Source organism: Yersinia vastinensis (genome assembly GCF_902726565.1).
In the GTDB taxonomy this organism is placed as follows: domain Bacteria; phylum Pseudomonadota; class Gammaproteobacteria; order Enterobacterales; family Enterobacteriaceae; genus Yersinia; species Yersinia vastinensis.
The window spans coordinates 266,444-278,818 of sequence record NZ_CACVAF010000001.1 but is presented as its reverse complement, the minus strand read 5'-3'; the positions used below and the strand labels follow the sequence as shown (position 1 = coordinate 278,818).

Sequence of the window (12,375 nt, the reverse complement as noted above, 5' to 3'; positions counted from 1 at the left end):
AGGAGATAAACATGGCAACGCAACCCATTATCAAACTCCACGATGGAAATTTGATGCCACAACTCGGCCTTGGCGTTTGGCAAGCAAGTATTGAAGAGACACAACTTGCTGTCAGCAAAGCGCTGGAGGTTGGCTATCGATCAATCGATACTGCGGCAATTTATAAAAATGAAGAGGGGGTGGGTCAGGCACTGAAAACCGCTAACCTTCCCCGTGATGACGTCTTCATTACCACTAAATTGTGGAATGACAGTCAACGCAACCCAAAACAAGCACTGGAAGAGAGTCTGGAAAAACTTCAGCTCGACTATGTGGATCTCTATTTAATCCATTGGCCAGATCCGACTCAGGATCGCTATGTTAGCGCTTGGCGCGAATTGATTGCGTTGAAAGAAGAAGGTTTGATCCGCAGTGTCGGGGTTTGTAACTTCACGATCCCTCATCTGCAACGGCTCATTGATGAAACAGGCATTGCCCCTACCGTCAATCAAATTGAGCTACACCCGCTGCTACAGCAGCGCCAGATTCATGCTTGGAATGCTACACATCATATTGCGACTGAATCCTGGAGCCCGCTGGCACAAGGGGGTAATGGCGTGTTTGATCAGGATGTCATTCGTCAATTAGCGCAAAAGTACAACAAAACACCGGCACAGATTGTCATCCGTTGGCATCTGGATAGTGGGCTGATTGTTATCCCGAAATCAGTAACACCAGCCCGAATCAGAGAAAACTTCGAAGTCTTTGATTTTAAATTGCACAAAGATGAAATGACGGCAATTTCGAAGTTGGATTGTGGCAAACGCCTAGGGCCAGACCCGGATGTTTTCGGGTCTGACAGCTAAGCCAACTTAATGGTGTTTAGCTTTCCCTCTGGCAGCACCCGCTGCCTTATTGACCGGCGCTCTGTTTGCGCCGGTTTTGTTTGTACCTGACGATTTAGCCGCAGGCACGCTATGGGTTGCCTGCGATTTTTTACCTGTCGGTGCTGCATTTGCGCGGCTACTCGGCTGACGTTGGCGCGTGATGGAGGTATGTTTGGTCAGCGCTGGAGTATGCTGACGATACGCTCGGCGTGCTTCACGTTGTTCTTCCAGCGTCGGAGCGGGAACCAAGCATTCGCGGCGACTACCAATCAAATGTTGTAGCCCCATGTCTTCCAATGCTGTACGAATCATTGGCCAGTTAGCCGGATCATGGTAGCGCAGCAATGCTTTATGCAACCGTCGCTGACGATCACCTTTCGGAACCACCACATCCTCACTCTTATAATCCACTTTCCCCAGCGGATTCTTGCCGGTGTAATACATGGTGGTGGAGTTCGCCAGAGGAGAGGGGTAGAAATTCTGTACCTGATCCAGACGGAAGCGGTTTTTTTTCAGCCAAAGAGCTAAATTGACCATATCTTTGTCTTCAGTCCCAGGATGAGCGGAGATGAAATACGGAATCAGATATTGCTCTTTACCGGCCTGTTTGGAATAGGTGTCAAACAGCTCTTTAAAGCGCTGGTAGCTCCCCATCCCCGGCTTCATCATTTTAGAAAGTGGCCCTTCCTCAGTATGCTCTGGTGCTATTTTTAAATAACCCCCCACATGATGACTGGCTAATTCTTTGATATAACGCGGATCTTCAACCGCCAGATCATAGCGAACACCGGATGCAATCAGGATTTTTTTAATCCCTTTCAAATCACGCGCGCGCCGATACAACGAGATAGTCGGCTGATGGTTGGTGTCCATATGCGGGCAAATTTCAGGATAGACACAAGAGGCGCGACGACAGGTTTGCTCGGCTCGAGGCGACTGACAACGCAGCATATACATGTTGGCCGTTGGGCCACCAAGATCGGAAATAATACCGGTAAATCCGGGGACTTTATCGCGAATTTCTTCAATCTCGCGAATAATAGAATCTTCAGAACGGCTCTGAATAATGCGCCCTTCGTGTTCAGTAATCGAACAGAATGAGCAGCCACCATAGCAGCCACGCATGATATTGATGGAGAAGCGAATCATGTCGTAGGCTGGAATCGGTGATTTACCATAGGATGGATGTGGTACACGCTGATAAGGAAGCGCGAAGACGCTATCCATCTCTTCGGTGCTCAATGGGATCGCCGGCGGGTTGATCCAAATGTAGCGATCACCGTGTTTTTGCATCAAAGCCCGTGCACAGCCAGGGTTAGTTTCATGGTGCAAAATCCGTGATGTATGGGCATATAACACTTTGTCTGCTTTCACTTTTTCATAAGATGGCAGCAAGACGTAGGTTTTTTCCCATGGCTTTGGTTTGGCAGCCCGCACGGTAACAGGCTTGGCCTCCGGCTCAGGCACGGTGTCCGTAGCACACGGCAAGTCTTCACCATAAGGATTGGGGATAGCTTCAATACGGCCCGGTTTATCCAGACGCGTTGAATCCACACCACTCCAGCCCGGCAATGCCGTTTTTCGCATCACAACGGTATTACGCACATCCTGAATATCAGCAATTTTCTCACCATTAGCTAAACGGTGTGCCACTTCAACCAACGGCCGCTCACCGTTGCCATACACCAGCATGTCAGCTTTCGCATCCACAATCACCGAGCGACGCACGGTATCTGACCAATAATCATAATGAGCGATGCGGCGTAAACTCGCTTCAATTCCGCCGAGCAATACCGGCACATGGCTATAAGCTTCTTTACAGCGTTGGCTATACACCAAGGTGGCACGGTCTGGCCGTTTACCACTTTGGTTATCCGGCGTATAAGCATCGTCATGGCGCAACTTACGGTCAGCGGTATAGCGGTTGATCATTGAGTCCATATTGCCCGCAGTGACCCCGAAGAACAGATTTGGCTCACCCAACCGCATAAAATCATTTTTATTCGTCCAATCTGGCTGGGCAATAATCCCCACGCGAAAGCCCTGAGCCTCCAACATGCGGCCGATAATCGCCATACCAAAACTTGGGTGGTCTACGTAGGCATCACCAGTGATGACAATAATGTCACAGCTATCCCAGCCTAATATGTCCATTTCTTCGCGAGACATCGGTAAAAATGGCGCAGTGCCATAGCATTCAGCCCAATAAGGCTGATAAGAAAACAGGTCACGCTCTGGCTGGATCAGGCTGGTACTCATGGCAACACTCTTTGAATTGGGGAAAGTTGAGGTGGTTCGGGTTAAGAAATCATCACCGGGCGGCGATTATACGCATTTATCCATGGAAAGAGGAAGGATATCTGTTTTGAATGCGGGATTCAGGTGAACAGTGTGTGTCGGTTTGGTTGATATTCGTTTGGTGATTTCATTCGGTTGCTAAAGTTTCACTGCCCCCAACCAGATATAGTTGAGGGCAGTGAAAAACAATCACTAAACGCGCCCACCCAAACCTTAACCAACCATCGGTGCTGCCTGCGTCACCAACTGCCCCGCAGAGCCGCGATCGGCCATTTCAAGGGTCTGGCTGTAGAACAAGAATGGGAAATGTTCGGAAGAAACTTGATTGAAATACACCAACAACTCCACGTCGCCATCAACCCAGACCGTATCTTTCCAACCACGGTCCTCCGCCATTGCTGGTGCGCCATTTACATTCTTCACCAAGAATGAAACCCCCTGAATATGGAAAGCTTGTGGCATATCGGCATGCAAGGTCCAGCGTTCCCAAGTACCTTGTTGTGCTTGGGCATCCACGCGGCTCATATCCCAAATAACACCATTAATCCCCGGTAAATCATCCCCCAGACGGAATTCGCGAGAACGCACCACACTGCCATCCAAAATCTGATCAGATAACAAACGCATTGGCAGATTGTCGGTGACCAATGGTAATAAACCCGTTGGTTTTAATGTCAGCACCAGAGTAGAAATCAAAATACTTGATGGCTCAAATAATCCACGCAAGCGGTCCATAATCCCGGCAGATTCACCCGCTGTAATGGACACTTCACTCCCCTGTGACATATCAATCACCACTTCACGCCGCTCACCCGGTGCTAATGAGAGTTGCTGTACTGCAACAGGTGCTGGCAGAAAACCCTGATCGCTGGCAATGACATGCAGTGGGCGGCCATCACTTAACTGCAAGGTGTAACGACGGGAATTTGAAGCATTCAATAAACGTAACCGCACCCAACCACGAGAAACTTCAACAAATGGGCTTTGTACGCCGTTAACCAGCAATGTATCCCCGACAAAACCCCCTTTGGCAGGCGGGTCATATTCTGGGACACCAAAATTATCCAGCCGTTTATCTTGAATAATGATCGGGAAATCATCCACGCCGTAGTGGCTCGGTAGCGGCATCGCCTTGCTAACTTCATCTTCCACCAGCCACATCCCGGCCAACCCATTATAGACATGGGGTGCCATGCGGTTTGGAGTATTGGCATGATACCAACAGGTGGCGGCGGGTTGGCGTATGGGCAAGACCGGTGACCAATCAATACCGGGGGAAATCATGCGTGCAGCTCCCCCCATTAAAGTGCCGGGGATTTGCAACCCACTGACTGTCATTGATACCGGTTCAGTCAAACGGTTGCTGTAAATGAGCTTGACGTCATCACCGCTGAAAACCCGAACTGTCGGCCCCAGATACATACCATTGATACCCCATACAGCGGCTTTCTGCCTGCCACTGAATGCCCAATGTGCCCGTTGTAAGGTCAAGAATAGCGGTTGACCACGACGCGACTCCAGTAAGGGTGGAATAGGTAAAGAGGGTTGTTGGGTACTATTAGCCTGTGCCCTCAACGGCAACGAGCCTGCGCCTAGCGCTAAACCCGCAGCCTGAATGAACTGGCGACGACTGAGTGACATATCTTCTCCGTGAAAACCACAATCAAACTTACTGCAAAATTTTGCCTGACTGCGAATAACGCTGAAGGACGGCAAAACGCTCACGACCAGAGTCGTTTAAATGAAAATCCAAATATTGACTTCAAACCATATAACTCGCGCAGAGTAACAGGCCTGTTGACGCGAATAGATTATTTTTCAGTTGCGGTCTGCTGCGCCTCTTGGGCAATTTCCGCATCGAGTTGCTCAATTTTAGCCAGCATCAAATTGCGGCAATGCTCTGACAACTCCCGAACGCGATCTTTGCCATACCCTGTGGTATCCACTGGCGGCATGATTTCTACAATGACTTTACCATTCGACCAACGGTTTAAGTTGATGTTGTTGGTACTGGAAACACAGATTGGCACAATGGGTACGCCGGCGGCGATCGCGGCATGGAAAGCCCCCGTTTTAAACGGCAGTAAACCACGACCACGGCTGCGCGTGCCTTCTGGGAACATCCAGATGGAGATATTTCTTTTTTGTACCTGCTCTACCACTTGAGCAATAGTGCCATGCGCCTTGGCACGATTATCACGATCAATCAGCAGGTTACCAGTTAGCCAATATAATGGGCCGAATAAAGGTATCCACAGCAAGCTCTTTTTGCCCACCGTAACAGTGCCAGACTGAACCACATTCGACATCGTGACCATATCGTAATTATTCTGGTGGTTAGCGATGTAAATGCACGTACCGTAATTCGCCGCTTCTGGGGGAATGCGCTGTTCAACTGTAATCCCAAACAATACCGACATCCGGCCAAATAGATGGGCGAACGTTGCGAGATTACGCGGGTTTCGTGGACGAAACAGGCAATAAATAGAGCCAAACACACACACGAGAAAACAATATAAAACAGCCACCACAGTGCGCAAAATTAATAGCATAACAACCTCTTAAACACTCAAATACACGTAACCGGCGCTAGTATAACGGCTTCCAGGCAAAACACCGCGCAGATTCCTTACCATGATGATGTTACGCGATAGCGCACGCAAATTGCGTGCGCTGTCTGTTACATTTACGGGCCGCAGTCCTCATTACGTTGAAGATGACTCTTCACTATCTGTTGGTCTTGGTGGTGCATCAACATCAACGCGATCAATACGTTGCAACCCACGCGGTAACGGTGAACCTTTTCGGCCACGTTCAGCACGGAACTTCTGCAAATCTTCTGGTCGTAAGGTTAGCTTACGTTTACCGAAGTGAAGTGTAATTGACGTTTGAGGCGGTAAGACAAATAGCCATACCAGGCGATCTTTGCCCGCTGCTGCATCTGCCGCTGGAATCGAGACTATCTTATTGCCCTTACCTTTTGATAATTCAGGTAAATCAGCAACTGGGAACATCAACATACGGCCAGCAGCAGTGATGGATAACAGCATGTCATCCGGACCATAAATTTCTAACGGCGGTAGCACTTTGGCATTTTCCGGTAAGGTAATCATCGTCTTACCGGCACGGTTTTTAGCAACTAAATCATTGAAAGTACAAACAAAACCATAGCCGGCATCTGATGCCATCAATAGTTTCTGAGAGTCTGGTGCCATCAATACCTGTTCAATGGTTGCCCCCGGCGGTGGCGTGAGTTTGCCCGTCAGTGGCTCCCCTTGTCCACGAGCCGATGGCAGAGTTAGAGGGTCTAGCGCGTAGCTCCGGCCCGTTGAGTCAATAAACACCACCGGCTGATTGCTCTTGCCCCGTGCAGCCGCACGGAAGCTATCGCCTGCTTTATAACTTAAGCCCGTCGGATCAATATCATGGCCTTTGGCACTGCGCACCCACCCCATTTCAGACAACACAATGGTCACTGGCTCAGAAGGGACAATGTCATGATCACTCATGGCTTTGGCTTCACCACGCTCAGTCAATGGTGAGCGGCGATCATCACCAAAAGCGGCGGCATCTGCCTGAATTTCTTTCTTAATCAGGGTATTTAATTTACGTTCTGATGCCAACAGCGCCTGTAATTGATCACGCTCTTTGGCCAACTCATCCTGTTCACCACGGATCTTCATCTCTTCTAATTTGGCTAAATGGCGGAGTTTCAGTTCGAGGATTGCTTCAGCCTGAGTTTCAGAAATAGCAAAATGCTGCATCAGCAGTGGCTTGGGTTCATCTTCAGTGCGGATGATATGAATAACTTCATCGATATTCAGGAAGGCAATCAATAAACCTTCTAAAATATGCAGCCGCTTGAGGACTTTTTCTAACCGGTAATTCAGTCGGTTACGGACTGTTTGACGACGGAATACCAGCCATTCGGTCAGAATCTCTAATAGCCCTTTCACGGATGGGCGATGATCCAGACCAATCATATTCATGTTAATGCGGTAACTTCTTTCCAGATCAGTGGTTGCGAACAGATGGTTCATCACTTGATCCAGATCGACGCGATTGGTACGTGGAACGATTACCAAGCGCGTAGGATTTTCATGGTCAGATTCATCTCTTAAATCCTCAACCATCGGCAACTTCTTGGCGCGCATTTGGCTAGCAATCTGCTCTAGCACTTTGGCACCCGAAACCTGATGAGGTAATGCGGTGATGACCGCGCTACCATCTTCTTTCTTCCACAATGCCCGCATCCGTACTGAGCCACGGCCATTCTGGTAAATTTTACGAATTTCATCACGCGGAGTGATGATTTCTGCTTCTGTCGGGAAATCCGGCCCTTGTACAAACTCCAGCAACTCATCAAGAGAAGTTGCGGGTTTATCAATAAGTGCAACCACCGCTTGTGCAATTTCACGCACATTATGCGGAGGAATATCGGTTGCCATCCCTACGGCAATGCCGGTCGTCCCATTGAGCAAAATGTTCGGTAGCCGCGCAGGTAGCATCTTCGGCTCCTGCATGGTGCCATCAAAGTTCGGTACCCAATCAACCGTGCCTTGCCCCAATTCTCCCAGCAATACTTCTGCATACTTGGATAAACGAGATTCGGTATAACGCATCGCCGCAAAGGATTTAGGGTCATCCGGTGCCCCCCAGTTCCCTTGCCCATCAACAAGTGGATAGCGATAAGAGAATGGCTGCGCCATCAACACCATGGCTTCATAACAAGCACTGTCGCCGTGTGGGTGATATTTACCCAACACGTCACCCACGGTACGAGCAGACTTTTTGAATTTTGCGCTATTGTTCAGCCCCAGCTCGGACATTGCGTAGACAATGCGCCGTTGCACCGGTTTCAAACCATCGCCGATGAACGGCAACGCCCGATCCATGATGACGTACATGGAATAGTTCAGATAGGCGTTTTCAGTAAAGGTGTGCAGCGGTAAGCGTTCTGCACCGTCATGAGTCAAATCACTCATTACTCAATTATCCTCAGACTCTGGTGGCAATCACTGTAGGTCCAGATCAGCACCGCAAGTTCATTGTCGATTTCTGCCCGCGATAGTACCTCATCTGCGGGGTGACTGTCACAACCCACAGATAATCTCAATCTTTCATGCTGAGTGGGACTCATTTCTAGCTCACTGAGCTAAAAAAGATGCAAATTATTTTAAATTCACCTCTTTTGTTGCTTATTGAGCAACAGTGTTATGCATTATTGCGCATTTTTTTCTGGTATCGAAACCGTTAGCATACTCAGCATTACCGGTTGGGCAGAATTAAGTCCCCGTTTCAAAAGGATTATATCAATGAGTAACATATTAATTATTAACGCAATGAAAGAGTTCGCGCACTCTAAAGGGGCGCTAAATCTCACTCTCACTAATGTAGCTGCCGAGTTTTTGCGGGAAAATGGTCATCAGGTTAAAATAACGACCGTTGACCAAGGCTATGATATTGAAAGTGAAATTGAAAATTATCTGTGGGCCGATACCGTTATTTATCAAATGCCAGGTTGGTGGATGGGTGAACCTTGGGTTTTGAAAAAATATATCGATGAAGTCTTCACCTATGGCCATGGCCGCCTGTATCAAAGTGATGGACGTACCCGCTCTGATGCCACTAAAGGCTATGGTTCTGGTGGTTTGATTCAGGGGAAAACCTATATGCTTTCAGTGACCTGGAATGCACCTCTGGAAGCGTTTACTGACCCAAATCAGTTTTTCGAAGGCGTGGGTGTTGATGGCGTTTATCTGCATTTCCATAAAGCAAACCAGTTCCTTGGTATGGAACCATTACCAACATTTATGTGCAATGACGTGATTAAACAGCCTGATATTGAAGGCGATATCAGCCGCTACCGCCAACATCTGGCTGAAAACTTTACGTGTCCGGCAGCTTGATTTCACACCATCACAAGTTGAGTTAATGATGATTACTGTTTTTGCAGAAATAAAAGTTAAACCGGGCCGTCGTCAAGCAGTATTGCAAGCCATTGAAAAGTTGCAACCTGCCGTGCTCGCCGAAGAAGGTTGTGGTGGTTACGCACCGATGATTGACGTGCCGACCCAACTTGACTGGCAAAAGGTGTCGCCGGATTCTATTTTCATGATGGAAAAGTGGCAAAGCGTTCAGCATCTGGAGCAACATTTGCAGATGGAACACATGCATCAGCATCGCGAAGTAGTGAAAGATGATGTACTGGATGTGGTTATTTATATTTTAGATAACGCTTAGTCTGGTTTATTGAAGTTGCAGCACAAACGCGGCAACTTCAATTAATTTAGCGACGATTCGATTACAGCGGGTTAGTGGTTATCTTTAAGCCAATGGCTCGTCTTAATCTGCTCACTGACGTAATCCAGAAAACAGGTAATCCGCGCCGCAAGTTGGGTATTACGATAATAAACCGCATTGATTGGCTGCCAGGTTTCCAGAATTTGATCCGCCATCACCTCAACTAAACGCCCCGCTAATTGATCCTCTCGGGTCATAAAGTCAGATAACTCGACGATCCCCTCTCCCTGTAAAGCCAGTAAGCGCAGTGTTTCACCACTGGATGCGGCTAAATTAGGTGTGATTGACGAGCGCCCGCCCGGTAAATGGGGCAGCGACCACTGATTTAGAAACTCCGGTTGGGTGAATCCAAGCAAGCTGTGATTTGCCAACTCATCAATGGTGTTGGGCGTACCGTAGCGTCGCAGATAGTCTGGACTAGCGAGAATGCGTACTCGACTGGCACCCAGCAAACGAGCGTGGATAGTAGAATCACGTAGCGCGCCGATACGAATGGCAATATCGGTACGCTGCTCAAGTAAATCGATATTAAGATCGTCAGTATTCAGCTCAAGAATAATTTGCGGATATAACGTCCGAAAACCGCTGATCATCGGCACAATCACATGTTGCATAAAAGGTGCCGCCGCATTGATACGTAACCGTCCAGCAGGTTTTAAGCGCCTTAGGGCAATTTGTTCTTCGGCATCATCCACAGCACCCAAAATCTGCCGCGCATGACTGAGGAACAGTTCGCCCTCTTCGGTTAGCTCCAACCGCCGGGTAGTGCGACGCAGCAGCGTCGTCGCAAGCTTTTGTTCCAACCGGCTCAATGCACGGCTGATACCCGATGTTGTCTGGCTGCGCTGCTCCGCTGCTGCCGTAATGGAGCCACAGTCAACTACCGAGGTAAACGCCTGCAACTCTTCCAACGTCACTTTCATCGATCAAACCTCGATTTCAGCGGTATCCCCTTTCTCTTGCAGCCAATTGCGGCGATCTTCGGAGCGTTTTTTCGCCAATAGCATATCCATCATTGCCATGGTTTTATCCACATCCTCATCACCAATAGTCAACTGCACCAAACGGCGAGTGTTAGGATCCAAGGTAGTTTCACGCAACTGCAATGGGTTCATTTCACCCAACCCTTTAAAGCGCTGAACATTTGGCTTGCCGCGTTTACGTTTCAGTTGCTCCAGCACACCCGCTTTTTCTTCTTCATCCAGCGCATAAAACACTTCTTTGCCCAAGTCGATACGATACAGCGGTGGCATTGCCACATACACGTGCCCATTGCGCACCAGAGTGCGGAAGTGGCGGACAAACAGCGCGCATAACAACGTCGCAATGTGCAAACCGTCAGAATCCGCATCCGCGAGAATGCAAATTTTACCGTAACGTAACTGGCTCAAATCATCGCTGTCTGGATCAATACCAATTGCGACCGAGATATCATGAACTTCTTGTGAAGCGAGGACTTCATCTGAAGAGACTTCCCAAGTATTCAGGATCTTACCTTTCAGCGGCATGATAGCTTGATATTCGCGGTCACGTGCCTGTTTGGCTGAACCACCTGCGGAATCCCCTTCTACCAGAAACAGTTCCGTCATGCTCAAGTCCTGCGAAGTACAATCTGCCAGTTTACCGGGGAGGGCCGGACCGCTGGTTAACTTCTTACGCACCACTTTTTTCGCCGCACGCATGCGGCGTTGAGCACTAGAGATAGCCATTTCAGCTAACTGTTCTGCCGCTTGTACGTTCTGATTCAGCCACAGGCTGAAAGCATCTTTTACAACACCAGATACAAAGGCCGCGCACTGACGTGAGGAAAGCCGCTCTTTCGTCTGGCCAGCAAATTGTGGGTCCTGCATTTTTACGGACAACACATACGCACAGCGTTCCCAGATATCATCAGCCGAGAGTTTAACGCCGCGTGGTAGAATATTGCGGTATTCGCAAAACTCGCGCATGGCATCAAGTAAACCCTGACGTAAACCATTAACGTGAGTACCGCCCTGCATGGTCGGGATCAAGTTAACATAACTTTCGGTCAGCAACTCGCCGCCTTCAGGTAGCCATAACAGCGCCCAATCGATGGCTTCGGTATCACCGGCAAAAGAGCCAACAAACGGCACTTCTGGCAGTGTAATCAAGCCATTAACCGCTTCCATCAGATAGTCAGTCAGGCCATCGGCATAACACCAGCGCTGCTCGGTATTATTCACCTGATCTTTAAAGACGATTTCGACACCTGGGCACAGAACCGCTTTGGCTTTCAGTAAATGCGATAAACGAGATACCGAGAATCGCGGACTATCGAAGAAAGAAACGTCTGGCCAGAAATGCACGCTGGTGCCGGTATTACGCTTACCACAGGTGCCAATAACTTGTAAATCCTGCACTTTATCGCCATTTTCAAAGGCGATGCTGTAGATTTGGCTATCCCGACGCACCGTGACTTCTACGCGTTTGGATAAGGCGTTAACCACTGAAATCCCAACACCGTGCAAACCGCCAGAGAACTGATAGTTTTTATTAGAGAATTTGCCGCCTGCATGCAAACGACACAAAATCAGTTCAACCGCAGGAACACCTTCTTCTGGATGGATATCAACCGGCATCCCACGACCATCATCAATCACCTCCAGTGATTGATCGGCGTGCAGAATCACGTCAATTCGGCGGGCATGTCCTGCCAGAGCCTCATCGACACTGTTATCAATCACCTCTTGACCAAGGTGGTTTGGTCGCGTGGTATCCGTGTACATTCCCGGACGACGGCGCACTGGTTCTAAACCGCTGAGTACTTCAATGGCATCAGCGTTATAGCTGGATTCAGTCATGGTTTGATTAATATTCGGCTAATGGTTGGAAGGCTAGACATGACCGACAGGCCATAATGGCCAGCGGTACAATACCCACTGTTTGG

The 12,375-nt window shown here is 48.8% G+C and carries 9 protein-coding genes; 3 read left to right on the top strand and 6 right to left on the bottom strand.

All coding sequences use genetic code 11. From position 1 onward, the window contains the following. Positions 1-11 precede the first annotated feature (11 nt). Complete coding sequence (gene dkgA / locus HUZ92_RS01205; RefSeq protein WP_050296204.1) at positions 12-845, top strand: 2,5-didehydrogluconate reductase DkgA; 834 nt, start codon at positions 12-14, stop codon at positions 843-845. A gap of 6 nt (positions 846-851) precedes the next feature. On the opposite strand, the gene HUZ92_RS01200 is transcribed toward dkgA, so the two are convergent. The 4 genes from HUZ92_RS01200 to parC form a co-directional block, all read right to left on the bottom strand. Then, complete coding sequence (locus HUZ92_RS01200) at positions 852-3,125, bottom strand: YgiQ family radical SAM protein (RefSeq protein WP_050097791.1); 2,274 nt, start codon at positions 3,123-3,125, stop codon at positions 852-854. 252 nt (positions 3,126-3,377) lie between these two features. After that, a complete protein-coding gene (gene ftsP, locus HUZ92_RS01195; RefSeq protein WP_145580105.1) occupies positions 3,378-4,805 on the bottom strand; it encodes a cell division protein FtsP in 1,428 nt (475 codons plus the stop codon). 170 nt (positions 4,806-4,975) lie between these two features. After that, positions 4,976-5,716: a 1-acylglycerol-3-phosphate O-acyltransferase gene (locus HUZ92_RS01190; RefSeq protein WP_050097789.1), complete on the bottom strand. Its 741-nt coding sequence runs from the start codon at positions 5,714-5,716 to the stop codon at positions 4,976-4,978. Positions 5,717-5,869: 153 nt separating this feature from the next. Then, positions 5,870-8,149, bottom strand: a complete 2,280-nt coding sequence (gene parC / locus HUZ92_RS01185; protein ID WP_050097788.1) for a DNA topoisomerase IV subunit A — start codon at positions 8,147-8,149, stop codon at positions 5,870-5,872. A gap of 330 nt (positions 8,150-8,479) precedes the next feature. Here parC and HUZ92_RS01180 point away from each other — a divergent pair, with 330 nt between their 5' ends. After that, positions 8,480-9,073, top strand: a complete 594-nt coding sequence (locus HUZ92_RS01180; RefSeq protein ID WP_145580106.1) for an NAD(P)H-dependent oxidoreductase — start codon at positions 8,480-8,482, stop codon at positions 9,071-9,073. A gap of 28 nt (positions 9,074-9,101) precedes the next feature. Further along, on the top strand, positions 9,102-9,407 hold the full coding sequence (locus tag HUZ92_RS01175) for a putative quinol monooxygenase (protein WP_050140173.1): 306 nt from the start codon (positions 9,102-9,104) through the stop codon (positions 9,405-9,407). 71 nt (positions 9,408-9,478) lie between these two features. On the opposite strand, the gene HUZ92_RS01170 is transcribed toward HUZ92_RS01175, so the two are convergent. Together HUZ92_RS01170 and parE are read right to left on the bottom strand one after the other, a co-directional pair. Continuing rightward, on the bottom strand, positions 9,479-10,390 hold the full coding sequence (locus tag HUZ92_RS01170; RefSeq protein ID WP_145580107.1) for a LysR substrate-binding domain-containing protein: 912 nt from the start codon (positions 10,388-10,390) through the stop codon (positions 9,479-9,481). 3 nt (positions 10,391-10,393) lie between these two features. After that, complete coding sequence (parE, locus tag HUZ92_RS01165; RefSeq protein ID WP_050097784.1) at positions 10,394-12,289, bottom strand: DNA topoisomerase IV subunit B; 1,896 nt, start codon at positions 12,287-12,289, stop codon at positions 10,394-10,396. Between the last annotated feature and the right edge of the window lie 86 nt (positions 12,290-12,375).

What these genes read in the sequence shown, in the direction of transcription:
- parE (WP_050097784.1), bottom strand. Translation starts at nt 12,289, where the DNA reads ATGACTGAATCCAGCTATAACGCTGATGCCATTGAAGTACTCAGCGGT.
- parC (WP_050097788.1), bottom strand. Translation starts at nt 8,149, where the DNA reads ATGAGTGATTTGACTCATGACGGTGCAGAACGCTTACCGCTGCACACC.
- ftsP (WP_145580105.1), bottom strand. Translation starts at nt 4,805, where the DNA reads ATGTCACTCAGTCGTCGCCAGTTCATTCAGGCTGCGGGTTTAGCGCTA.
- HUZ92_RS01200 (WP_050097791.1), bottom strand. Translation starts at nt 3,125, where the DNA reads ATGAGTACCAGCCTGATCCAGCCAGAGCGTGACCTGTTTTCTTATCAG.
- HUZ92_RS01170 (WP_145580107.1), bottom strand. Translation starts at nt 10,390, where the DNA reads ATGAAAGTGACGTTGGAAGAGTTGCAGGCGTTTACCTCGGTAGTTGAC.
- HUZ92_RS01175 (WP_050140173.1), top strand. Translation starts at nt 9,102, where the DNA reads ATGATTACTGTTTTTGCAGAAATAAAAGTTAAACCGGGCCGTCGTCAA.
- HUZ92_RS01180 (WP_145580106.1), top strand. Translation starts at nt 8,480, where the DNA reads ATGAGTAACATATTAATTATTAACGCAATGAAAGAGTTCGCGCACTCT.
- dkgA (WP_050296204.1), top strand. Translation starts at nt 12, where the DNA reads ATGGCAACGCAACCCATTATCAAACTCCACGATGGAAATTTGATGCCA.
- HUZ92_RS01190 (WP_050097789.1), bottom strand. Translation starts at nt 5,716, where the DNA reads ATGCTATTAATTTTGCGCACTGTGGTGGCTGTTTTATATTGTTTTCTC.